The organism is Enterobacter sp. SORGH_AS_0287, from assembly GCF_031453695.1.
In the GTDB taxonomy this organism is placed as follows: domain Bacteria; phylum Pseudomonadota; class Gammaproteobacteria; order Enterobacterales; family Enterobacteriaceae; genus Enterobacter; species Enterobacter ludwigii.
The window spans coordinates 3,943,065-3,965,774 of record NZ_JAVIZW010000001.1 but is presented as its reverse complement, the minus strand read 5'-3'; the positions used below and the strand labels follow the sequence as shown (position 1 = coordinate 3,965,774).

Below are 22,710 nucleotides of genomic sequence, written 5' to 3'. Positions count from 1 at the left end.
TGTTTACCGGCGGGCAAAACGGCTCAGGGGCGATAAAGAGCCAGGAGTTCGTCCACCTTTTTACGTGTGCCGCCGTTGCTGCTTATGCTACGCCGCACTTTGACCTGAAAATGCTTCGCGGCTTTGTACCATTCGCGCGTATCAGGGGTATCGTGATTCGAAATTAACACCGGAATTCTTTTGCTGACCAGCTTTTCCGCCATCTCCGCCAGACGGGCCTGCTCGGCCGGACTGAAGCTGTTGGTGTGATAAGCGGTGAAATTTGCCGTCGCGGACAGCGGTGCGTAAGGCGGGTCGCAATAGACCACCGAGTTTACGCCTGCCAGCTCCATGCACTCTTCATAGGAGAGGCAGTGGAATTCGGCATTCTGCGCTTTTTTAGCAAAGTGATACAACTCATCCTGTGGGAAATACGGACGCTTATAACGGCCAAACGGCACGTTAAACTCACCACGAAGATTATACCGGCACAGGCCGTTGTAGCCGTGTCGATTGAGATAGAGGAACAACAGCGCCCGGCGGAACGGATCCTGACTCTGATTAAACTCAGTGCGGAACTGGTAGTAAACGTCCGGATTATTGTGCTCGGGTGTAAACAGCTTCCGAGCCTCTTCCACGTACTCGTCGGTCCGCAGCTTGACGATGTTGTAGAGGCTGATGAGGTCGCTGTTGATATCCGCCAGGATATAACGAGAAAAATCGGTATTCAGGAATACCGATCCAGCGCCCACAAAGGGCTCGATAAGACACTCGCCTTTCGGCAGGTGCTTTTTAATATCATCGAGCAGGGGGTATTTCCCCCCTGCCCATTTCAGAAAAGCGCGATTTTTTTTCATGCTGACTAACTGATTACACCTTCTCCGGCTGTGGAGAAAGCTCCGACAGCATCCTGCGCTTTAAACATTACTTCAGATCAGCCTGAACCTGATGAATTGGCTTAGCCCATGGGTTTTTCGCCTGAACGTCGGCTGGCAGCGTTGCGACAGCACGTTTCGCTTCATCTTTTGAAGCATAAACGCCACTTACCAGCACGTACCACGGCTGACCATTACGGGTCGTCTGATAAACCACATAGTTTTTCAGATTTGTTTTCTTCGCCCAACCGTTGAGGTTGTCATAGTTAGACGAACTGCTCAGCTGCAGCGTGTAATTGCTGGACGGGGCTGACTTCAGCGAACCGACGTTACCTGCAGTCTTGCCTGCTGCGGCGCTGGTTGTTGCCGTGGCTGCAGGTGCAGTTGCAGTAGGTGCAGTTGCAGTTGGTGCCGAAGTGGCAGCCGGTGCCGTGGTGGTCGCCGTTGCTTTCGGTGCAGTCTGCGTAACCGGTGCTTTTGCCGGTTCGCTCACCGTGGCCGTTTCAGTACGTTTTGTCTGAGCCGGCGCTTTCACTTCCGGCGCTTTGACGACTGCCTGAGGTTTGGTTTCACGCTTAGGTTCAATCACAGCCTGCTTACGTTCAGGACGGGTCGCAGGTTGCGTCTGGCGCGGTTTGGTTTCGGTTGCAGCCGTTTGCGGCTGAGCGTTGCCACCGCGGATCGGTGCAACGGTCGCAGGTTCAGTTGGCAGCGTAGAGTTAACCACGGCATTGTCCACCTGCGCCTGATTTTGCGGCTGCGTCAGGGCATTGTTCAGGTCGCCCTGAACTTCTACACGCTGCTGGCCTTCCGGCGTGGCAGGTGCCTGACCCTGTGCGGGGGTAGAAGAAACAGGCGGCAGAGAAACATCCTGCGGCTGTGTTGTATTTCCGGCAGTCTGCTCGGCGGAGGTGGTACCCGGCGCTGGCTGTGCACCATTCGCCTGATCGGTCGCATCGTTACCAGAGAGGCTGATGCTCTTCTCAGTGGATGCCGCTTGCTCACCGGAAGGGGTCGAAGGCGCTTTTAGCGCAGAACCAATACCGACAATCAGCAGCACGAGCACCAGAACGCCGAGTCCCATCATGATGTACTGGCGGGAGGCGGGTTTCTGCGCAGCGGCTTTTTTACGTTTACGTGGGCGACGCTCTACAGGCTCTTCGTCCATTGAATCTTCTTCGGACTCATAACCCTCTTCTTCTTCTCGCTCATCACGCGCGTTGCGGCTACGCGAAGGGCGACGATCGTCTGCATCCAGATCAACATCGTCAAAGTTGATCTGCGGCTCGTTATCACGTTCTGAAGATTGACGAGAACGACCAGTACGACGATCGCTGGGATCGGGTTTCAGCTCGTCTTCTGGTTTGAATTCATCCATTTAACACCCCACTCAAAGGCTTATGCCAACGACTTTGCATTTCGCCTGAAGCTAAACGACCACCTGTAACAGTGGCCTGACCTTTCTAGTTGTTACGCCTGCTGACAGTCAGCAATAGCGCCAAGAACCACATCATGCGGCACTCCGCCGCGTACTTCACTCTTCCCTATTGCAAGCGGGAGTACAAGACGCATCTCACCTGCCAATACTTTTTTATCGCGCATCATGTGGGGTAAATACGCTTGTGCCGACATCTCTTTCGGCCCGGTTACCGGCAAGCCCGCACGCTCAAGCAGCGTGATGATGCGTGCCGTCTCTTCCGGTTTAAACTGCCCCAGACGTTCAGAAGTGCGGGCAGCCATTACCATTCCGGCAGCGACTGCTTCACCGTGAAGCCAGTTACCGTAACCCATTTCGGCTTCAATCGCGTGACCAAACGTATGCCCAAGATTCAGTAAAGCACGTAAGCCCGTTTCACGCTCGTCTGCAGCGACAACTTCCGCTTTCAGCTCACAACAACGACGAATGCAGTAAGCCAGTTTCGCCTCATCCAGGCGCAGCAACGCATCCATATTCTCTTCCAGCCAGTCAAAGAACTCGCCATCCAGAATAATGCCGTATTTGATCACTTCAGCCAGGCCAGAAGCCAGCTCGCGTTTCGGTAGGGTTTTCAGACAGTCGAGATCCACCACCACCGATGCCGGCTGGTAGAACGCGCCAATCATATTTTTACCGAGCGGATGGTTAACGGCCGTTTTGCCGCCGACAGAAGAGTCGACCTGAGACAGTAACGTGGTAGGGATTTGAATAAAACGCACACCACGTTGATAACTTGCAGCCGCAAAGCCCGTCAGATCGCCCACAACACCGCCGCCCAGGGCAAGCAGTGTTGTATCGCGACCATGCGGTTTTTGCAGCAATGCGGTAAAGACGGTATCCAGTACCGCCAGGCTTTTATACTGCTCGCCATCGGGCAGAATCACACTGTCGACTTTAACGCCCGCCTGTTCAAGCAGGTGGCGAACGCGGTCGAGATAAAGCGGAGCCAGCGTCTCATTGGTGACCAGCATCGCCTGATCACCCGCTTTCAGTGGTAAAAAGGAAGCTGGGTCGTTAAACAAACCAGCCGCGATGGTGATTGGGTAACTACGTTCCCCGAGAGTAACTGTAATCCTCTCCATGACGCGACATCCACCTTTAATGCTTTTACCCGCAGGCGATTGTATATAAAGCCAGAATCAGTTGCTTTCCAGCATATGAATAATCTGGTTTGCAACCACTTTAGCGCTCTGATCGTCAGTACGAATGGTCACATCAGCAATCTCTTCGTACAGCGGATTGCGTTCATCGGCCAACGCTTCCAGAACTTCGCGTGGTGGCGTTTCAACCTGCAGCAACGGGCGCTTTTTATCGCGCTGCGTACGTGCCAGCTGTTTTTCGATGGTCGTCTCGAGATAGACCACTACGCCACGGGCGGAGAGACGGTTGCGGGTTTCGCGAGATTTGACAGAGCCACCGCCTGTTGCCAGAACAATGCCCTGCTTTTCCGTGAGTTCGTTGATCACTTTTTCTTCTCGGTCACGGAAACCTTCTTCGCCTTCTACGTCGAAAACCCAGCCCACATCAGCTCCGGTTCGTTTCTCAATCTCTTGATCAGAATCGTAAAATTCCATATTGAGTTGTTGAGCTAACTGACGCCCAATAGTGCTTTTGCCGGCACCCATAGGCCCAACCAGAAAGATATTGCGTTTCTCTGCCATTTTATCGGTACTACTAAGACTATTCGTTAATGGTAATCCCCGCTTCGCAGACACCCGGCGTAGCAGGACATGAACTGAAACCTCATATGCAATAGAGCGAGAGTCAGACTAAAAATTATCTCAATACTCCGGCTTGTTTGGCAACTGATTAAATCACCGCACCAGACGCATAAGGCAATAAGACGTAAGTCCAACTCAAATCGGTACTCCTTGTATGCTAATTCATGCCCCACGTCAAACATCTGCAACAATCTGAATGCAAAATCATTGGGAGGATCGTGACTCTTCAGCGAATACCGACCAGTCGTGGTGTAATAAACACTACTAACTCCCGTCGTTCATTGTCCTTTCCGTCATGGCGAAAAAGCTGTCCAAGCCACGGGATATTGCCCAGCCCAGGCACGCGATCGCTTCCGGTTTTATTCTTTTGCGAAAAAATTCCGCCCAGCGCCAGCGTTTCTCCACTTTTTACTTCCACCTGGGTTTCAATTTCTTGTTTATCGATGGCGAGCGTTTCACCATCGGCCTGCTGCAGCACCTGTCCTGGCATATTTTCACTGATGTGCAGCTTCAGGCGTACGCGACCGCCGGGCAGCACCACCGGCGTCACCTCCATGCCTAACACCGCCTCTTTGAATTCCACGGAGGTCGCCCCGCTGTCACCGCTGGAGACCTGATATGGGATCTCACTGCCCTGCTTAATACTGGCCGGTTGCATATGCGAGGCCAGCAGTCGTGGGCTGGCGATGATATCGACCTGCTGCTTTTGCTCCAGCGCCGACAATTCCAAATCCAGCAGCCTGCCGTTAATCCGCCCAATGTTAAAACCCACATGGGTGGTGGCGTTTGCCACGGACAGATCGCTGCCAAGCGTTGTGAGTTGCCCGACCTTGCCCGCCTCCGTTGCGTCGGCGAGATTCCATTTCACCCCCAGCTCACGCAGGCTTTTTTCATTGATGGTCACGATATGCGCCGCCAGTTCCACCTGCTCGACAGGGATATCCATCTGTGTCGCCCAGTGCTGCAGCGTATCAAGCACCGCCTGGTTATCCCGTATCAGCAGACGGTTCGTGCGCTTGTCGACAGACAAACTCCCCTTTGGGCTGAGCAGTTTTTCCGCCGCTTTTTGCAGCTCCCCGGCGTCAGCGTAAGAAAAAGGTATGCTGTGCGAGACCAGCGGCGCATCAAGCTGTCGGCGTGTCCGCTCCTGCTCTTTGCGTTCCAGCTGTTCACGCTGCCAGGCTGCGGTGTGAACATAAAAAATCCCCCGTTCTTCATGCAGAACAAGCCCGGCGCTGGTGACGACCGTCTGTAGCGCCTGTCGCCAGGGGACGCCTGTCAGATTGAGCGACAGCGTGCCGCTGACATCTGGCGATACCACCAGATTACGGTTCTCCTGTGCGACCAGCGCCTGTAGCACCTGCACCACCGGTACCTCATCCACCACCAGCGTGACCGGCTTTGGCGCGGCGGCCCACAGCGGATGACTGAACGCCAGCAGCCACAGCGTTATCCTTATGTTCATTCCTTTTCGTTCCTTCTCGTTGCCACGTCCATTGTCTGGGTTCACATGCATCCCCCACATCGACGACCAGTTCCCTTTCATTGAGGGCCGTTACCCGCCAGCCCACCGGGAGATGCTGTTGCGGTGTCAGGCGATGCCAGCGCTTTTGCCCGTCCTGTAAAATGCCAGTGTCCTGAGTGCCGCCCACCATCCCGTGGTAATGCCACTGCGCCAGTTGCCCTACCGCACAAGGGTCATCCGGCGGGCGAAAAGGATCCCGCATCCCGGTCACTAACAGGGCGCAACACACCAGCAGGCAACGCGCGCTATTTCGCATGCTGCTCCTCCAGCTCCACCCGCAGGCGTAATGCCGAACCCTGTGCAGAGAGAGCAAAGGCGGCAACCTGAACATCCCGCTGCGCCAGCCGGCTGAAAACAGTCGGGATGGCCTGCCATTCAGCATCCAGCGTCAGTTCCCCTCCGTTTTGCAACGGCTTCCAGTGAACCAGTCTTGTGCCCGCCCCCTGAAACTCGAGTGGCGAAAAAGGCGTCATTACCGTGGCTTCACGGGGTGCGTGACGCCGCGGCACCTGACTGGCGGCGGGCCATAGCGAGACATTAGCCTGTGCGGCCTCGCTGACCTGCCGCTGAAGTTCAGCCACCTGCTTTGCAACCGGTCGAAGCACCATGCCCCATGTCGTACTCCCCAGAAAGAGAACGCTCAGACACCAGCACAGCACCCGCCATCGGGGGCTGCTTTCGCACCAGCGTTCGAACAAGGTTTCCACGCATTAGCCCTCGCTTCGCAGATGAAAGGTGAACATCCAGCGCCCCAGGTCATCCTGATGTAATTCCCCCGTAGGCCCGGGGGTAAACCCCGCCATCTTTCCGAGCCCATCCCGCAGAGCAGAGAGCGCGGGGAGTGTTGCGGCATATCCGGTTAACATCAGTGAAGGGGGCTGATAGCGCAGTTCGGTCAGCCAGACCTGGGATGGCATCATCCCGGCAAAGGACTCCAGCACCGGCTGCCAGGCGCGTCGTTGAGGCGCTGGCACAGGCGTTGGCGTCTCTGTGCCTGACCTTGTACGAGACACCAGCGCCTGCTGCACGGACTGCATGCCCGCCAGTTGAATATGCAACGCACGCGTCATCACGAGAGGATTCATCCGCAGGCTGAAAACCCCCATCAGTATCAGCAGCCACGTAGCGACAAACAGTACGCCCCAGAATCGCAGGCAGCGCACACGTCGCTGCCGCCGCCACGGCAGAAAGTTCGTCATGCTCATTCCGGCACCTCACTCATGGCCAGCGCCAGCGCGACGGTATAATCAGCGCCGCACGCCGGCAGAGGAGCATGGCAACGAACCAGCGCGTCCCAGGGGTCTCGCTGGCTATCAAAGAGGGCAATGTCCTGCGGCGTGAGGGCCAGCAGTGCCGCGAGATCGGCCACGTTTTCCGCTTCCGTGGTAAAACGCCGTCCCCACTGATGGCGCATCGCCCACAGCCACTGATGCCCATCCCGCCAGGCGACACACTGCGCCGGCGCTACCGCAGGGAGAAGATTCGCCAGCGCACTGGCATCCGGGGTGATCGTCACGAGCCGTAAACGCAACATCTTTGCCAGCGTCAGCAGGGGGTTAATCTCGTTGTTTTGTGCAGCGGTGACATGGAATGTATTGCTGAACGTATCCTGCGCATAATCAAAACAGAGCGTGTCAGCAGCCATCTCCAGTTCACGCGCGAGCGTCGCCCCCAGCCAGGAGAGCTGTTCGCTGTCGCGCAGCGCCACGCCCGGACGGGGAAGCGATCGTTGCAGCGTGCGTGCCGCCGGAAATGAGAGAAACACCCGGTGGGAGTGGGGCAACGTTTTCCGCCAGTCGCGCAGAGCGTCAACCAGTTGTTCAGGCTGGCAAATTTTGCCATCCCGGATAATCCCTTCGGCCAGAGTGATAGCCCACCAGCGGCACAAACGCCAGCCCGACCGCTCCCGGGCCAGCGCCACTATCTGCACCCTATCCTGTTGAATATGAACGCCTGTTTGCCATGTTTTGAAAGCCATGCTTCACGATCTCCTTATCGCCCGTCAGGTGACGGCTATATCAATGAATCAGGCTTGCCTTTATACTACCGCGCGATTGTTTAGAAACTGCCCAAGTGAAACCAAATGGGAAATCTCCGGTGAAGTTCGTAAAGTATTTATTAATCCTTGCAGTCTGTTGCATTCTGCTGGGAGCAGGCTCGATTTATGGTTTGTACAAATATATTGAGCCGCAGCTGCCTGATGTCGCTACGCTTCGCGATGTGCGACTCCAGATCCCGATGCAGGTCTACAGCGCCGATGGCGAGTTAATGGCGCAGTACGGCGAAAAGCGTCGTATCCCGCTGACCTTAAATCAAATTCCGCCCGTGATGGTCAAAGCCTTTATCGCTACCGAGGACAGCCGTTTTTACGAGCACCACGGTGTCGATCCGGTGGGGATTTTCCGTGCTGCAAGTATTGCGCTGTTCTCCGGTCATGCCTCTCAGGGGGCAAGTACCATTACACAGCAGCTGGCGCGTAACTTCTTCCTTAGCCCAGAAAAGACCCTGACCCGTAAGATCAAAGAGGTGTTCCTTGCGATCCGTATTGAGCAGTTGTTGAGCAAAGACGAGATCCTTGAGCTGTACCTCAATAAAATCTACCTCGGCTACCGCGCCTACGGTGTTGGTGCGGCCGCGCAGGTGTACTTTGGTAAACCTGTCGAGCAGCTGACGTTAAGCGAAATGGCGACCATTGCCGGTCTGCCTAAAGCACCATCGACCTTCAACCCGCTCTACTCGCTTGAACGCGCTACGGCGCGTCGTAACGTCGTCCTGTCACGTATGCTGAGCGAAGGCTATATCAGCCAGAGCGAGTACGAACAGGCGCGCAACGATGTCATCGATGCCAATTACCATGCGCCGGAGATTGCCTTCTCTGCCCCTTATCTCACCGAAATGGTGCGTCAGGAGATGGTGAGCCGCTACGGCGATAAAGCCTACGAAGATGGCTACCGCGTTTACACCACCGTGACCCGCAACGTTCAGCAGGCGGCTCAGGAAGCGGTGCGTAACAACGTGATGGATTACGACATGCGCCACGGTTATCGCGGCCCGTCAAATGTGCTGTGGAAAGTCGGCGAAAGCGCCTGGGACAGCAAAAAAATCACCAGTACGCTGAAAGCGCTGCCCACCTATGGCCCGCTCCTTCCTGCCGTGGTGACTCAGGCCGATCCACAGGAAGCAGTGGCAACGCTGGCGGATGGAACGTCTGTCTCCCTGCGTATGGACGGGATCCGTTGGGCTCGTCCGTACCGCTCAGACACCCTGCAAGGCCCGACGCCGCGTAAAGTGACTGATGTCGTCCAGACCGGACAGCAAATCTGGGTACGCAAGGTGGGCGACAGCTGGTGGCTGGCGCAGGTGCCAGACGTTAACTCGGCCCTGGTGTCCATCAATCCGCAGAACGGTGCCGTGCTGGCCCTGGTCGGTGGGTTCGATTTCAACCAGAGCAAATTTAACCGCGCCACCCAGGCGTTGCGTCAGGTTGGCTCTAACATCAAGCCGTTCCTCTACACCGCAGCCATGGATAAGGGACTGACTCTCGCCAGTATCCTGAACGACGTGCCTATCTCCCGCTGGGATGCTGGTGCCGGTTCTGACTGGCAGCCGAAGAACTCACCGGCGGAATATTCAGGCCCTATTCGTCTTCGTCAGGGTCTTGGGCAGTCGAAAAACGTGGTGATGGTGCGCGCAATGCGTGCGATGGGTGTCGACTATGCCGCGGAATATCTGCAACGCTTCGGTTTCCCGGCTCAGAACATCGTGCGCACCGAATCGCTGGCGTTAGGCTCTGCGTCCTTTACGCCGCTTCAGGTGGCGCGGGGGTACTCGGTGATGGCTAACGGCGGCTTCCTGATTGACCCGTACTTCATCAGTAAAATCGAGAACGACCAGGGTGACGTGCTGTTTGAAGCGAAGCCGAAAATTGCCTGCCCTGACTGCGATATTCCGGTCATTTACGGCAATACGCCAAAATCTGAAGTGATTGAAAACAAGGACATGGAAGACGTTGCCGTGTCTCAGGAGCAGACGAACCCTGTGTTGCCGCAGCCGCAGCTGGAACAGGCTAATCAGTCGCTGGTGGCGCAGAGCGGGGCGCAGGAGTATGCACCGCATGTCATCAACACGCCGCTGTCGTTCCTGATAAAGAGCGCGCTGAACACCAACATCTTCGGCGAACCTGGCTGGCAAGGGACCGGCTGGCGGGCAGGACGTGATTTACAGCGCCATGATATCGGCGGTAAAACGGGAACAACAAACAGCTCGAAAGATGCGTGGTTCTCCGGTTACGGCCCGGGCGTGGTGACGTCAGTCTGGATCGGTTTTGACGATCATCGCCGTGATTTAGGCCGCACCACGGCTTCAGGCGCGATTAAAGATCAGATTTCTGGCTACGAAGGCGGCGCGAAGAGTGCGCAACCGGCCTGGGATGCCTATATGAAATCCGTGCTGGAAGGCGTTCCGGAGCAACCGCTGACGCCACCACCGGGCGTGGTTACCGTCAATATCGACCGCAGCACCGGGCAGCTCGCCAATGGCGGCAATAGCCGTGCAGAGTATTTCATCGAGGGCACGCAGCCGACCACACAGGCGGTGCATGAGGTGGGTACAGAAATCATTGATAACGGCGAAACGCACGAGTTGTTCTAACGGACAACGTAAAAACGGCAACCTCAGGTTGCCGTTTTTTTTTGTTCTCTCACACGTTGCGGACATCAGGCCGCTATAACCGCCCCTGCCCCTTCAGCCATTCGCGTACCAGGAACAGCGCGCTCACGTTGCGGGCCTCGTTAAAGTCAGGGTCTTCAAGCAGGTCCATCATATGGGCCAGCGGCCAGCGAACCTGTGGCAGTGGCTCCGGCTCGTCCCCTTCCAGCGATTCTGGATAGAGATCCTCAGCAACCACAATGTTCATTTTGCTGGAAAAATAGGAGGGTGCCATGCTCAGTTTTTTCAGGAACGTCAGTTCGTTCGCGCCAAAACCGACCTCTTCTTTCAGCTCGCGATTGGCCGCCTCAAAGACCGTTTCACCCGGGTCGATGAGCCCTTTTGAGAACCCAAGTTCGTAAGATTCGGTTCCCACGGCATACTCGCGGATTAAGATCAGATGGTCGTCGACGACAGGAACAATCATCACCGCTTCGCGCGAAGAAGGGCGCATACGTTCGTAAACGCGACGCACACCGTTGCTGAACTCCAGATCCACACTTTCGACATTAAACAGGCGCGATTTTGCGACTGTTTCAACATTCAGAATGGTGGGTTTTTGTAGTGGTTTGCTCATCGTGATGGGGTCTTAGCAGTGGGAACTGGCTTTATTGTGCGATACGCCGCACGGTTTCGGCAATGTCAATTGTTCTGTATTTACATTTATGCAACGTAACAGGAATCAATCCTCAATTCAAAACAAATGTCAAGAGGTTGAAATGTTTCCAGGAATTTGCTGATATCGCGCCATAACAGGCTTTGCTATCATCATCGGTCACTGGGATGCGCTTCAGAATGCTCAAGTTCGACTCCATACTTGCCGATAGCCAACCACAGACTCTCATTCAATGTTAAAGGTGCTACTGACTACACCTGTAAGAAGATAAGTAAGATGGGGAAAGCATGAGCACCATTTTGATTGTTCTCGCTGCTATGCTGGCCGGCGCATTGGTTGCAGGGTGGGTATACAGGCGTCGCGTAAGGCGTCGTTACCGGCTGCCCTTTTTAAACGCCTTTGCCGGTGCGACGACGCGTAAACTGACGCAAGAAGAGCGCGATGCAGTAGAAAACTATCTCGAAACACTGAACCGTTCTCAGTTAACACCTGGGCCGACGGGGGCAACTGCTGCGCCGGTGGCGATCAAGTTAAATGCGCAAAGTGACACAGTGCTCAGTGTGACGCGCTCCATCACCCGCTATGGCATCACCACAGACGATCCCAATAAATGGCGCTATTACCTGGATTCGGTTGAAGTGCATCTGCCCCCGTCCTGGGAGCAGTACATTAATGACGAAAACAGCGTAGAGCTGATCCATACCGATTCGTTGCCGCTGGTTATCTCGCTCAACGGCCATACGTTGAATGAATATCTTCAGGAAGCCCCGCGTTTTGCGCTGGAACGCGCAAGCTCAACGCAGGCCTCCATTCGTGGCGAAGAGACAGAGCAGATCGAGCTGCTGAACATTCGCCAGGAGACGCATGAAGAGTACGCCCTGAGCCGCCCTGACGGGATTCGCGAAGCGATTCTGATCGTGGCCGCGTTCCTGCTCTTTTTCATCTGCCTGCTGACGCCGGATGTGTTTGTCCCCTGGCTGGCTGGCGGTGCGGTGCTGTTGCTGGCAGCCGGGCTGTGGGGGCTCTTTGCCCCGCCGGCAAAAACCTCGCTACGTGAGATCCACTGCCTGCGCGGTACTCCTAAGCGCTGGGGTCTGTTCGGTGAGAGTGACCAGGAGCACCTCAATAATATCTCGCTTGGTATTATCGATCTTATCTACCCGCGCCACTGGCAGCCGTGGATTGCCCAGGATTTAGGGCAGAAAACCGATATCGATATCTACCTTGACCGCCATGTGGTGCGCCAGGGGCGCTTTTTATCCCTGCATGATGAAGTAAAAAACTTCCCGCTTCAGCACTGGTTACGCAGTGCGGTCATTGCCGGGGGGGCAGCGCTGGTCTTTATCATGCTTCTGCTGTTTGTCCCGCTGGATATGCCCATTAAATTTACCCTGTCATGGATAAAAGGGGCGCAAACCATTGAGGCAACCAGCGTCAACCAACTGGACGAGGCTGGCGTGCGGGTCGGTGATACGCTGCGCCTGAAGGGCACCGGGATGTGTAACATTCATACGCCTGGCGCATGGAATACGCGTCAGAGCTCGCCGTTCATGCCGTTCGATTGCTCGCAAATTATCTGGAATGATGCGCCGCCGCTGCCGCTGCCTGAATCTGAGGTTGTCAATAAAGCCACGTCGCTTACCCAGACGGTCAACCGCCAGCTGCACCCGAAACCCGATGACGACTCACGCGTGAGCTCTGCCCTGCGCTCGGCCATTCAGAAATCGGGGATGGTGCTTCTGGACGACTTTGGTGACATCGTTTTGAAAACGCAGGATTTGTGTTCCGCTCAGGACGAATGCGTACGTCTCAAAAACGCCCTTGTGAACCTGGGTAACAGTAAAGACTGGGATTCGCTGGTGAAACGCGCGGAAGCGGGCCGGCTGGATGGCGTTAACGTGCTGCTGCGTCCGGTCAGCGCCGAGTCGCTGGATAATCTGGTCGCCACGTCAACCGCACCCTTCGTGATGCGCGAAACCACCCGCGCGGCGCAGGCGTTGAACAGCCCGGCACCGGGTGGCTTTGTGATCGTCAGTGATGAAGGGAGCGACCTGGTCGATCAGCCATACCCGCAGGTCGCACTTTATGACTACCCGGCTCAGGAACAGTGGGGCCAGTTCCAGCGCCTGGCGCAGATGCTGATGCAGACGCCGTTTAGCGCTGAAGGGATTGTGACGAGTATCTTTACCGATGCCAACGGCACGCGCCACATCGGCCTGCACCGCATGCCGGACAGCGCAGGCCTGTGGCGCTACATCGGCACCTCGCTGCTGATGATTGCGATGCTGGTATGCATTTGCTGGAACGGTTTTATGGCGCTGCGTCGCTATCAGCGCTCACGCACCAGGCTTGCCGACATCCAGCAGTATTACGAAAATTGCCTTAACCCTAAGCTGATCCCCTCCTCTGAGAGCCTGATCTGATAACGTCGATGCGCGACAAGATGTGCTACCCTGTCGCGCACGTTTCTTCAGGCTGGAGTTCCCCCTTATGCATCTTGATATCGCCTGGCAGGAGGTTGATACCGTTCTGCTGGATATGGACGGCACGCTGCTCGATCTCGCCTTTGATAACTATTTCTGGCAAAAGCTGGTTCCGGAAACCTATGGTGAACAGCAGGGGATCTCCCCGGCAGAAGCGCAGGAATTCATTCGTTCGCAATATAGCGCGGTGCAGCATACGCTAAACTGGTACTGTCTTGACTACTGGAGCGAGCGCCTCGGTTTGGATATTTGTGCCATGACCACCGCCCAGGGCCCGCGCGCCGTACTGCGTGAGGATACCGTGCCTTTTCTGGATGCGCTGAAAGCGAGCGGCAAGCGCCGTATCTTGCTGACCAACGCCCATCCTCACAATCTGGCCGTGAAGCTGAAGCATACGGGTCTTGCTTCGCACCTTGATTTATTACTTTCCACCCACACATTTGGTTATCCGAAAGAGGATCAGCGGTTGTGGCATGCGGTGGCGGAAGAGACCGGTTTGCAGCCGGAACGCACGCTGTTTATTGATGACAGCGAGCCTATTCTGGATTCCGCGGCCAGGTTTGGCATTCGCTATTGTCTGGGCGTTACCAATCCTGACTCTGGCCTGGCTGAAAAAAGCTATCTGCGCCATCCGGGGCTGAACGACTATCGCCAGATGATCCCCTCACTGACCGTGAAGGAGAGGCCATGAAAGAAAAACCCTCTGAAGGGGTAAGACTGGATAAATGGCTGTGGGCGGCCCGTTTTTATAAAACGCGCGCCCTTGCCCGCGACATGATCGACGGCGGTAAAGTACATTACAACGGCCAGCGCAGCAAACCGAGCAAGCTGGTCGAACTGAATGCCACCTTAACGCTGCGTCAGGGCAACGATGAACGTACCGTGGTGATTAAAGCCATTACTGAACAACGACGGCCCGCAACCGAAGCCGTACTGCTGTATGAAGAGACGGCTGAGAGCATTGAAAAACGCGAGAAGACCGCGCTGGCGCGCAAAATGAATGCGCTGACAATGCCCCACCCGGACCGGCGTCCGGATAAAAAAGAGCGCCGCGATCTGATGAAATTTAAACACGGTGAGACCGAGTAACCCTCACCTGCACGAGAGACTATTATGGCCCAACACGACCAATTACACCGCTACCTGTTTGAACAATTCGCCGTGCGCGGCGAGCTGGTCACCGTATCCGAAACCTGGAAACAGATTCTGGAAAACCACAACTACCCGCTGCCGGTGAAAACCCTGTTGGGCGAACTGCTGGTTGCCACCAGCCTGCTGACTGCCACCCTGAAATTTGCCGGGGATATCACCGTGCAGTTGCAGGGTGATGGCCCTATGACCCTGGCGGTCATCAACGGTAATAACCAGCAGCAGATGCGCGGCGTGGCGCGCGTACAGGGCGATGTTCCTGAAAACGCGGACCTGAAAACGCTGGTGGGTAATGGCTATCTGGTCATCACCATCTCCCCGGAGGAAGGTGAGCGCTATCAGGGCGTGGTTGGCCTCGAAGGCGATACGCTGGCGGCCTGCCTGGAAGATTACTTCATGCGTTCAGAACAGCTGCCGACGCGTCTGTTCATCCGCACAGGTGAAGTAGACGGTCAGCCTGCTGCTGGCGGTATGCTGCTGCAGGTTCTGCCTGCGCAGGACGCGCAGACCAACGACTTCGAGCACCTCGCGACCCTGACGGAAACCGTCAAAGCAGAAGAGCTGTTCACCCTGTCGGCGACCGATGTCCTGTGGCGTCTTTATCACGAAGAAGAAGTGACGGTTTACGACCCACAGTCGGTGGAATTTAAGTGCACCTGTTCACGTGAACGCTGCGCTGGCGCGCTGAAGACCCTGCCGGATGAAGAGATCGACAGCATCATGGCGGAAGACGGCGAAATCGATATGCACTGTGACTACTGCGGTACGCACTACGTGTTCAATTCGATGGATATTGCTGAGATCCGCAACAACGCCTCCCCGGCGGATCCTCAGGTCCACTAAGCAAAGCCTGCCCTCACCTTACCCTCTCCCTTTTGCGAGAGGGCAAGGTGCAAAAAAGCCCTCTCTGGCTGAATCGTTTTTAACACTGTAACTCTTACGTAATTTTCTTACGTGTATGCGATTACATTCACATTCCTTCCGATAAAATCACCAGCCATTAACCTTTTCGGAACATTTTCCCCAACCAAAAAGCGATTCCTGCGATAATCCGCCTGCCCTGTGACTGGAGTCGCAGCGTTTTCCGTTAGTAAGGGTTTTGTCCAGATGCGTAAATCTATGAGCCCCGTCGCGGTTAACAACCTCACAAAAACCCTACAATTTCAGACAGTACATATTGGCTAAGGAGCAGTGATATGCGTGTTACTGGTTTAACCCCGCAAGATCTCAAGGCTTATGGTATTCACGACGTCCAGGAAATCGTCTACAACCCCGATTACGATACGCTGTATCAGGAAGAGCTCAATCCAGCACTGGAAGGATACGAGCGAGGTGTGTTGACTAACCTTGGTGCTATCGCCGTCGATACCGGTATCTTTACCGGTCGTTCGCCGAAAGATAAATACATCGTCCGAGACGAGACCACCCGCGACACGCTGTGGTGGGCTGATAAAGGCAAAGGGAAGAACGATAACAAACCGCTCTCTCCTGAAACCTGGCAGCATCTGAAAGGGCTCGTTACCCATCAACTTTCCGGCAAGCGTCTGTTTATCGTTGATGCTTTCTGCGGCGCTAACGCCGACACCCGTCTTTCCGTGCGGTTTATCACTGAAGTGGCCTGGCAGGCGCATTTCGTGAAAAACATGTTTATTCGTCCTGACGACAAAGAGCTGCAGGATTTCACCCCTGACTTCATCGTGATGAACGGGGCGAAATGCACGAACCCACAGTGGAAAGAGCAGGGTCTTAACTCCGAAAACTTCATCGCCTTTAACCTGACCGAGCGTATTCAGCTGATCGGCGGTACCTGGTACGGCGGCGAAATGAAGAAAGGGATGTTCTCGGTGATGAACTACCTGCTGCCGCTGCGCGGTATCGCCTCCATGCACTGTTCGGCAAACGTCGGTGAAAAAGGGGATGTGGCGGTGTTCTTCGGCCTGTCCGGCACCGGTAAAACCACCCTTTCTACCGATCCGAAACGTCGTCTGATTGGCGATGACGAGCACGGCTGGGATGATGACGGCGTGTTTAACTTCGAAGGGGGCTGCTACGCGAAGACCATTCGCCTGTCTGAAGAAGCGGAGCCAGATATCTTCCATGCCATCCGCCGCGATGCGCTGCTGGAAAACGTCACCGTGCGTGCCGATGGAACGATCGACTTCGACGATGCTTCGAAAACCGAAAACACCCGCGTGTCTTACCCTATCTACCACATCGACAACATCGTGAAGCCGGTGTCAAAAGCGGGCCACGCGACGAAGGTGATTTTCCTGACGGCAGATGCGTTCGGCGTGTTGCCTCCGGTGTCCCGCCTGACCGCCAGCCAGACGCAGTACCACTTCCTGTCTGGTTTTACCGCCAAACTGGCCGGTACCGAGCGCGGCGTGACGGAGCCAACGCCAACCTTCTCCGCCTGCTTCGGCGCAGCGTTCCTGTCGCTGCACCCGACGCAGTACGCGGAAGTGCTGGTCAAACGCATGCAGGCGTCCGGTGCGCAGGCGTACCTGGTGAATACCGGCTGGAACGGCACCGGCAAACGTATCTCCATCAAAGATACCCGCGCCATTATCGACGCCATTCTGGATGGTTCACTCGATAACGCCGAAACCTTCACGCTGCCGATGTTTGATCTGGCAATCCCGACGGCGCTGCCGGGCGTAGAGACCCGTATTCTCGACCCACGCAATACCTACGGTTCACCGGAGCAGTGGCGTGAGAAAGCAGAATCGCTGGCGAAACTGTTTATTGAGAACTTCGAGAAGTATACCGATACCCCGGCAGGTGAAGCGCTGGTGAGTGCGGGACCGAAGCTGTAATACCTGACCCGACCTGCAAAAAAAAGGGTGGCTTTTGCCACCCTTTTTTAACTCTCTCTCACCTGCCCGCGCGTCACCGGCACCGGTAACCATGCGCGAATGCTTAAACCGCCCCGCTCACTGGTCCCAATCTCCAGCAAGCCGTTATGGTTATCGACAATACGCTGCACAATCGCCAGGCCTAAGCCGGTTCCGCTGGTACTGCGCGCGCTATCGCCCCGCACAAACGGCTGGAACAGATGCTTACGCTGCTCTGGCTTAATGCCCGGACCGTCATCTTCGACCTGGAACCAGGCGCGGTTGAGCTCAGACCCGCTGCTGACTTTAATCCAGCCATTGCCATAACGGGCCGCGTTAACCACCATATTGGCCACCGCACGTTTAATGGAAAGCGGGTGCATCCGCACCTGAATTTCACCGGCCTGCAGGTCGGTGTCGATTTCTCGCTCGTAGCCGCTTTCCGCCGCGACCACTTCACCGAGTACCGCATTCAGATCGGCCATCTCCATCGGCATCTCCTGCCCGGTGCGCAGGTAGTCAATGAACTGCTCGATGATGGCGTTACACTCTTCGATGTCCTTGTTAATGGACTCCGCAAGATAACCATCCTCTTCGCCCATCATCTCCGTCGCCAGGCGGATACGCGTGAGCGGCGTGCGCAGGTCATGACTCACGCCCGCCATCAGCAACGTACGGTCGTCTGCCAGCTGCTTCACGCCGGCCGCCATATGGTTAAAGGCCCGCGTCACGGAACGCACTTCCGAGGCGCCGTACTCACGCAGTGGCGGAGGAATAATCCCTTTACCGACCTGCAGCGCAGCGTGCTCCAGGTCGACCAACGGTCGGTTCTGTATACGAATAAACAGCCACGCGCCGCCTATCGCCAGCAGCATAATGGCAAGGGTGTAGCGGAACAGCGGTGAGAAGTCACCCTGGTGAATTTCGGTCAGCGGGACGCGCACCCAGATATTGGGTGACAGCCAGGTTTTCAGCCAGACGACCGGCGAGCTTTTGTTGACCTCAACGCGCACTTCCGTCGGGCCACCTAACTGCTGCGCCATCTGCTGACTGAGGAACTCATAATGCTGCGCCCAGCGCAGGCCAGCGTCTTCTGCCGCTTCGTTGGAGTAAAGCGAAATACCCAGCTCACGGTAGATTTCACGGCGAAACGCCGGGGGAACAACTAACTGCGTGCCGTCCTCCAGTTGCAGTTTATCGGTCATCAGCATACGCACTTCGTATGCCAGAACCTTATTGAACTGCTGGAGGCTCGGCAGGATCGCAAAGTTCAGCACCACCAGATAGGTTGTCACCAGGCTGACGAACAGCAGGGTGACAATCAGTAACAGCGTACGGGCAAATGAGCTTCGCGGAGAGAAGCGCATTCGCCTCATGCTTTAGCGCCGTCCGGGACAAACACGTAGCCCAGACCCCATACGGTCTGAATATAACGAGGATGCGCCGGATCTTCTTCCACCATGCGGCGCAGACGGGAGATCTGCACGTCAATGGAACGTTCCATTGCGGAGTATTCACGGCCACGCGCCAGGTTCATCAGCTTGTCACGTGAAAGCGGCTCACGCGGGTGGCTGACCAGCGCTTTCAGCACCGCGAACTCACCGCTGGTGAGCGGCATAGGTTCATCTTCACGGAACATCTCACGGGTACCGAGATTCAGCTTGAACTTACCAAACGCAATCACCGCTTCTTCCTGCGACGGTGCGCCAGGCAGTTCGTTCGCCTGACGGCGCAGCACGGCGCGAATACGGGCCAGCAGTTCACGCGGGTTGAACGGTTTTGGAATGTAGTCGTCAGCGCCGATTTCCAGACCAACGATGCGGTCAACCTCTTCCCCTTTCGCCGTCACCATGATGATCGGCATAGGGTTGCTCTGGCTACGCAGACGGCGGCAGATGGAAAGCCCGTCTTCACCAGGCAGCATCAGGTCGAGTACCATAAGATGGAATGATTCGCGGGTCAGCAGACGGTCCATCTGCTCAGCGTTGGCCACGCTACGAACCTGGAAGCCCTGCTCGGTCAGATAACGCTCAAGCAGCGCACGCAGGCGCATGTCGTCATCCACGACCAGAATTTTGTAGTTCTCTTGCATTGTGTGTACTCCCAAAGGTTCGGATAGTCTAATAACAGCGTATTCTAAAAAAGTGCACGTGTTCGACCAGCTAATTCTGGTATAAATTCTAGTCGAAATTGTTACAAAGCATATTTAACAGCAGCTTATCTGCACATTTCATCACATAAATCATTATTAACGTTGTCTGTTAGACTACGTGATACGTAATGTGCGCAAAGAATGCAATGATGTCGAGTCTGAAGGTCACCCCATGAAAACGCCCCTGATCACCCGCGAAGGGTATGAGAAACTCAAAAAAGAGATGGATTACCTGTGGCGCGAAGAGCGTCCTGAAGTGACCAAGAAAGTGACCTGGGCCGCAAGCCTGGGCGATCGCAGTGAAAATGCTGACTACCAGTACAACAAAAAACGGTTACGTGAAATCGACCGCCGGGTCCGCTATCTGACCAAATGCCTTGAGAACCTCAAAATAGTGGATTACTCCCCACAGCAGGAAGGCAAAGTGTTTTTCGGCGCATGGGTCGAGATTGAGAACGACGATGGCGACACCCTGCGTTTTCGTATCGTCGGCTATGACGAAATTTTTGGTCGTAAGGATTACATCTCTATCGACTCACCAATGGCCCGTGCGCTGCTGAAAAAGGAAGTGGGCGATTTGGCCGTCGTGCAGACCCCTGGCGGCGAAGCCAGCTGGTACGTCAACGAAATTACGTACGTTAAATAGTCCGAGAGCGCCCTCCGCGGCTGGCATTTTGCCGTGTCAGCCCGTATAACTATCCCCTGATTTTTTCGACTCAACAGATGATAAAGCCATGATGAAAGATTCGCTCTGCCGCATTATTGCGGGTGAACTTCAGGCCAGAGCCGAACAGGTAGAAGCTGCCGTTCGCCTGCTTGATGAAGGGAACACCGTGCCGTTTATTGCACGTTATCGTAAGGAAGTCACCGGCGGTCTGGATGACACGCAGCTGCGTAACCTGGAGACCCGTCTCGGTTACCTGCGCGAACTGGAAGACCGTCGTCAGGCGATCCTCAAATCCATCGGCGAACAGGGAAAACTGACCAGCGAGCTGGAAACCGCAATCAACGGCACCCTGAGCAAAACCGAACTCGAAGACCTTTATCTGCCGTACAAACCGAAGCGCCGCACCCGTGGACAGATTGCCATTGAGGCAGGCCTGGAGCCGCTGGCCGAACTGCTGTGGAACGAACCGTCCCACGACCCGGAAACCGAAGCCGCGAAGTTTATCGATGCCGATAAAGGGGTTGCAGACACCAAAGCCGCACTCGACGGCGCGCGCTACATTCTGATGGAGCGCTTCTCCGAAGATGCCGGCCTGCTCGCGAAAGTGCGTGACTATCTGTGGAAAAACGCCCACATCGTCTCTACCGTGGTCAGCGGGAAAGAGGAAGAAGGTGCCAAGTTCCGCGATTATTTCGATCATCACGAACCCATCTCTACTACCCCTTCACACCGCGCGCTGGCGATGTTCCGCGGCCGCAACGAAGGCGTGCTCCAGCTCTCCCTGAATGCCGACCCACAGTTTGACGAGCCACCAAAAGAGAGCCACTGCGAGCAGATCATTATCGACCACCTCGGCCTGCGCCTGAACAACGCGCCGGCAGACAGCTGGCGCAAAGGCGTGGTGAGCTGGACGTGGCGCATCAAGGTGCTGATGCACCTCGAAACCGAACTGATGGGCACCGTGCGTGAACGCGCCGAAGACGAAGCAATCAACGTCTTCGCCCGTAACCTGCACGACCTGCTGATGGCCGCACCTGCCGGCCTGCGCGCCACCATGGGGCTCGATCCGGGTCTGCGTACCGGCGTAAAAGTGGCCGTGGTTGACGGTACCGGCAAGCTGGTGGCTACCGACACCATTTATCCGCATACCGGCCAGGCGGCGAAGGCTGCCGTCGTGGTTGCGGCGCTGTGCGAGAAATACAACGTGGAGCTGGTGGCCATCGGCAACGGTACGGCCTCCCGTGAAACCGAGCGTTTCTACCTCGATGTGCAGAAACAGTTCCCGAAAGTCACCGCACAGAAAGTGATTGTCAGCGAGGCGGGCGCTTCCGTCTATTCGGCGTCTGAACTGGCCGCCCTGGAGTTCCCGGACCTGGACGTTTCCCTGCGCGGTGCGGTTTCTATCGCCCGTCGTCTGCAGGATCCGCTGGCGGAGCTGGTTAAGATCGACCCGAAATCCATCGGCGTCGGCCAGTATCAGCATGACGTGAGCCAGACTCAACTGGCCCGTAAGCTGGATGCGGTCGTGGAAGACTGCGTAAACGCCGTCGGCGTTGACCTGAACACGGCCTCTGTTCCCCTGCTGACCCGCGTGGCGGGCTTAACCCGCATGATGGCGCAAAACATCGTTGCCTGGCGTGATGAAAACGGCCAGTTCCAGAACCGCCAGCAGTTGCTGAAGGTGAGCCGTCTGGGGCCAAAAGCGTTTGAGCAGTGCGCGGGCTTCCTGCGCATCAACCACGGCGATAACCCGCTGGATGCCTCAACCGTTCACCCGGAAGCGTACCCGGTAGTGGAACGCATTCTGGCCGCAACCCAGCAGGCGCTGAAAGACCTGATGGGCGACAGCAGCGCGCTGCGCAACCTGAAGGCGGTCGATTTTACCGACGAACAGTTCGGGGTGCCGACGGTCACGGACATCATCAAAGAGCTGGAAAAACCGGGCCGCGATCCGCGTCCTGAGTTTAAAACCGCGACCTTCGCCGACGGCGTTGAAACCATGAATGACCTGCTTCCGGGCATGGTACTCGAAGGGGCGGTCACTAACGTCACCAACTTTGGCGCGTTTGTCGATATCGGCGTGCACCAGGACGGTCTGGTCCACATCTCTTCCCTTGCCGATAAATTCGTTGAAGATCCGCATACCGTGGTCAAAGCGGGCGACATCGTGAAGGTGAAAGTGATGGAAGTGGATCTGCAGCGTAAGCGTATTGCCCTGACGATGCGTCTGGACGAGCAGCCAGGTGAAACCAACGCGCGCCGCGGCAGTAACGGCGGCGGACGCGAGCAGCAGCGCCCGGCCGCAAAAGCGGCGAAGCCACGCGGACGTGACGCCCAGCCTGCGGGCAACAGCGCCATGATGGATGCGCTGGCGGCAGCAATGGGTAAGAAACGCTAACCGCATAAAAAAGGCCCGGTGATGCGTCACTCACCGGGCCGTTATCCCGCCGAAATTAATTGTAAAATATGAAACCGGTTGTATATCTATATTTCAACCACCAGTGATCACACTATTAACAAATAAG

The 22,710-nt window shown here is 56.0% G+C and carries 20 protein-coding genes; 8 read left to right on the top strand and 12 right to left on the bottom strand.

Annotation, left to right across the window (positions count from 1 at the left end; translation table 11 throughout):
- Positions 1 to 23 precede the first annotated feature (23 nt).
- The 9 genes from dam to QE396_RS18715 all read right to left on the bottom strand — a co-directional run bounded on the left by dam (position 24) and on the right by QE396_RS18715 (position 7,555).
- Positions 24 to 836 carry an adenine-specific DNA-methyltransferase gene (gene dam, locus QE396_RS18755; RefSeq protein WP_014171946.1) on the bottom strand — a complete coding sequence of 271 codons (813 nt, stop codon included), beginning with the start codon at positions 834 to 836 and terminating at the stop codon, positions 24 to 26.
- A 67-nt stretch (positions 837 to 903) separates the two neighbouring features.
- Positions 904 to 2,232 (bottom strand): cell division protein DamX, encoded by a 1,329-nt coding sequence (gene damX, locus QE396_RS18750; protein WP_047366225.1) that lies wholly within the window; start codon positions 2,230 to 2,232, stop codon positions 904 to 906.
- A gap of 92 nt (positions 2,233 to 2,324) precedes the next feature.
- On the bottom strand, positions 2,325 to 3,413 hold the full coding sequence (gene aroB, locus QE396_RS18745) for a 3-dehydroquinate synthase (RefSeq protein WP_020884580.1): 1,089 nt from the start codon (positions 3,411 to 3,413) through the stop codon (positions 2,325 to 2,327).
- Between the two features lie 57 nt (positions 3,414 to 3,470).
- The gene (aroK, locus tag QE396_RS18740; protein ID WP_003861630.1) at positions 3,471 to 3,992 is read right to left on the bottom strand and encodes a shikimate kinase AroK; all 522 of its coding nucleotides are present in this window, start codon (positions 3,990 to 3,992) and stop codon (positions 3,471 to 3,473) included.
- 286 nt (positions 3,993 to 4,278) lie between these two features.
- Positions 4,279 to 5,517: a DNA uptake porin HofQ gene (hofQ, locus tag QE396_RS18735; RefSeq protein ID WP_020884579.1), complete on the bottom strand. Its 1,239-nt coding sequence runs from the start codon at positions 5,515 to 5,517 to the stop codon at positions 4,279 to 4,281.
- Complete coding sequence (locus QE396_RS18730) at positions 5,429 to 5,833, bottom strand: HofP DNA utilization family protein (protein ID WP_032670496.1); 405 nt, start codon at positions 5,831 to 5,833, stop codon at positions 5,429 to 5,431. The genes hofQ and QE396_RS18730 overlap by 89 nt, the downstream gene beginning before the upstream one ends.
- Complete coding sequence (locus tag QE396_RS18725) at positions 5,823 to 6,284, bottom strand: hypothetical protein (protein ID WP_020884578.1); 462 nt, start codon at positions 6,282 to 6,284, stop codon at positions 5,823 to 5,825. The genes QE396_RS18730 and QE396_RS18725 overlap by 11 nt, the downstream gene beginning before the upstream one ends.
- 3 nt (positions 6,285 to 6,287) lie before the next feature.
- Complete coding sequence (locus QE396_RS18720) at positions 6,288 to 6,782, bottom strand: PilN domain-containing protein (protein ID WP_309952008.1); 495 nt, start codon at positions 6,780 to 6,782, stop codon at positions 6,288 to 6,290.
- Positions 6,779 to 7,555, bottom strand: coding sequence for a hypothetical protein (locus QE396_RS18715; protein WP_020884576.1), 777 nt, complete (start codon positions 7,553 to 7,555; stop codon positions 6,779 to 6,781). Before QE396_RS18715 ends, QE396_RS18720 begins: the two co-directional genes overlap by 4 nt.
- Positions 7,556 to 7,674: 119 nt before the next feature.
- On the opposite strand from QE396_RS18715, the gene mrcA reads away from it, so the two are divergent.
- A complete protein-coding gene (gene mrcA / locus QE396_RS18710) occupies positions 7,675 to 10,227 on the top strand; it encodes a peptidoglycan glycosyltransferase/peptidoglycan DD-transpeptidase MrcA (RefSeq protein WP_309952005.1) in 2,553 nt (850 codons plus the stop codon).
- 73 nt (positions 10,228 to 10,300) lie between these two features.
- Here the strand turns inward: mrcA and nudE are convergent, their stop codons facing one another.
- Entirely contained in the window at positions 10,301 to 10,861 is a 561-nt protein-coding gene (gene nudE, locus QE396_RS18705; protein ID WP_014171956.1) for an ADP compounds hydrolase NudE, read from the bottom strand.
- A 326-nt stretch (positions 10,862 to 11,187) separates the two neighbouring features.
- Between nudE and QE396_RS18700 the strand changes: the two genes are divergently transcribed.
- The 5 genes from QE396_RS18700 to pckA all read left to right on the top strand — a co-directional run bounded on the left by QE396_RS18700 (position 11,188) and on the right by pckA (position 17,348).
- On the top strand, positions 11,188 to 13,323 hold the full coding sequence (locus QE396_RS18700) for an intracellular growth attenuator family protein (protein WP_020884574.1): 2,136 nt from the start codon (positions 11,188 to 11,190) through the stop codon (positions 13,321 to 13,323).
- Between the two features lie 67 nt (positions 13,324 to 13,390).
- Positions 13,391 to 14,074, top strand: a complete 684-nt coding sequence (yrfG, locus tag QE396_RS18695) for a GMP/IMP nucleotidase (protein WP_020884573.1) — start codon at positions 13,391 to 13,393, stop codon at positions 14,072 to 14,074.
- Positions 14,071 to 14,472 carry a ribosome-associated heat shock protein Hsp15 gene (hslR, locus tag QE396_RS18690; RefSeq protein ID WP_020884572.1) on the top strand — a complete coding sequence of 134 codons (402 nt, stop codon included), beginning with the start codon at positions 14,071 to 14,073 and terminating at the stop codon, positions 14,470 to 14,472. Before yrfG ends, hslR begins: the two co-directional genes overlap by 4 nt.
- Positions 14,473 to 14,496: 24 nt before the next feature.
- Positions 14,497 to 15,375 (top strand): Hsp33 family molecular chaperone HslO, encoded by an 879-nt coding sequence (gene hslO, locus QE396_RS18685; RefSeq protein ID WP_014171960.1) that lies wholly within the window; start codon positions 14,497 to 14,499, stop codon positions 15,373 to 15,375.
- 353 nt (positions 15,376 to 15,728) lie between these two features.
- Positions 15,729 to 17,348, top strand: a complete 1,620-nt coding sequence (pckA, locus tag QE396_RS18680; protein ID WP_014171961.1) for a phosphoenolpyruvate carboxykinase (ATP) — start codon at positions 15,729 to 15,731, stop codon at positions 17,346 to 17,348.
- A 47-nt stretch (positions 17,349 to 17,395) separates the two neighbouring features.
- Here the strand turns inward: pckA and envZ are convergent, their stop codons facing one another.
- Complete coding sequence (envZ, locus tag QE396_RS18675) at positions 17,396 to 18,742, bottom strand: two-component system sensor histidine kinase EnvZ (RefSeq protein ID WP_014171962.1); 1,347 nt, start codon at positions 18,740 to 18,742, stop codon at positions 17,396 to 17,398.
- Positions 18,739 to 19,458: a two-component system response regulator OmpR gene (ompR, locus tag QE396_RS18670; RefSeq protein ID WP_006177890.1), complete on the bottom strand. Its 720-nt coding sequence runs from the start codon at positions 19,456 to 19,458 to the stop codon at positions 18,739 to 18,741. The genes envZ and ompR overlap by 4 nt, the downstream gene beginning before the upstream one ends.
- Before the next feature lie 232 nt (positions 19,459 to 19,690).
- Between ompR and greB the strand changes: the two genes are divergently transcribed.
- Together greB and QE396_RS18660 are read left to right on the top strand one after the other, a co-directional pair.
- Positions 19,691 to 20,164, top strand: a complete 474-nt coding sequence (gene greB / locus QE396_RS18665; RefSeq protein WP_014171964.1) for a transcription elongation factor GreB — start codon at positions 19,691 to 19,693, stop codon at positions 20,162 to 20,164.
- An 88-nt stretch (positions 20,165 to 20,252) separates the two neighbouring features.
- On the top strand, positions 20,253 to 22,583 hold the full coding sequence (locus QE396_RS18660; protein ID WP_020884571.1) for a Tex family protein: 2,331 nt from the start codon (positions 20,253 to 20,255) through the stop codon (positions 22,581 to 22,583).
- Positions 22,584 to 22,710: the final 127 nt, after the last annotated feature.

What these genes read in the sequence shown, in the direction of transcription:
- hofQ (WP_020884579.1), bottom strand. Translation starts at nt 5,517, where the DNA reads ATGAACATAAGGATAACGCTGTGGCTGCTGGCGTTCAGTCATCCGCTG.
- QE396_RS18660 (WP_020884571.1), top strand. Translation starts at nt 20,253, where the DNA reads ATGATGAAAGATTCGCTCTGCCGCATTATTGCGGGTGAACTTCAGGCC.
- QE396_RS18715 (WP_020884576.1), bottom strand. Translation starts at nt 7,555, where the DNA reads ATGGCTTTCAAAACATGGCAAACAGGCGTTCATATTCAACAGGATAGG.
- damX (WP_047366225.1), bottom strand. Translation starts at nt 2,232, where the DNA reads ATGGATGAATTCAAACCAGAAGACGAGCTGAAACCCGATCCCAGCGAT.
- hslO (WP_014171960.1), top strand. Translation starts at nt 14,497, where the DNA reads ATGGCCCAACACGACCAATTACACCGCTACCTGTTTGAACAATTCGCC.
- pckA (WP_014171961.1), top strand. Translation starts at nt 15,729, where the DNA reads ATGCGTGTTACTGGTTTAACCCCGCAAGATCTCAAGGCTTATGGTATT.
- nudE (WP_014171956.1), bottom strand. Translation starts at nt 10,861, where the DNA reads ATGAGCAAACCACTACAAAAACCCACCATTCTGAATGTTGAAACAGTC.
- aroB (WP_020884580.1), bottom strand. Translation starts at nt 3,413, where the DNA reads ATGGAGAGGATTACAGTTACTCTCGGGGAACGTAGTTACCCAATCACC.
- envZ (WP_014171962.1), bottom strand. Translation starts at nt 18,742, where the DNA reads ATGAGGCGAATGCGCTTCTCTCCGCGAAGCTCATTTGCCCGTACGCTG.
- ompR (WP_006177890.1), bottom strand. Translation starts at nt 19,458, where the DNA reads ATGCAAGAGAACTACAAAATTCTGGTCGTGGATGACGACATGCGCCTG.
- QE396_RS18730 (WP_032670496.1), bottom strand. Translation starts at nt 5,833, where the DNA reads ATGCGAAATAGCGCGCGTTGCCTGCTGGTGTGTTGCGCCCTGTTAGTG.
- QE396_RS18700 (WP_020884574.1), top strand. Translation starts at nt 11,188, where the DNA reads ATGAGCACCATTTTGATTGTTCTCGCTGCTATGCTGGCCGGCGCATTG.
- greB (WP_014171964.1), top strand. Translation starts at nt 19,691, where the DNA reads ATGAAAACGCCCCTGATCACCCGCGAAGGGTATGAGAAACTCAAAAAA.
- yrfG (WP_020884573.1), top strand. Translation starts at nt 13,391, where the DNA reads ATGCATCTTGATATCGCCTGGCAGGAGGTTGATACCGTTCTGCTGGAT.
- aroK (WP_003861630.1), bottom strand. Translation starts at nt 3,992, where the DNA reads ATGGCAGAGAAACGCAATATCTTTCTGGTTGGGCCTATGGGTGCCGGC.
- dam (WP_014171946.1), bottom strand. Translation starts at nt 836, where the DNA reads ATGAAAAAAAATCGCGCTTTTCTGAAATGGGCAGGGGGGAAATACCCC.
- hslR (WP_020884572.1), top strand. Translation starts at nt 14,071, where the DNA reads ATGAAAGAAAAACCCTCTGAAGGGGTAAGACTGGATAAATGGCTGTGG.
- QE396_RS18720 (WP_309952008.1), bottom strand. Translation starts at nt 6,782, where the DNA reads ATGAGCATGACGAACTTTCTGCCGTGGCGGCGGCAGCGACGTGTGCGC.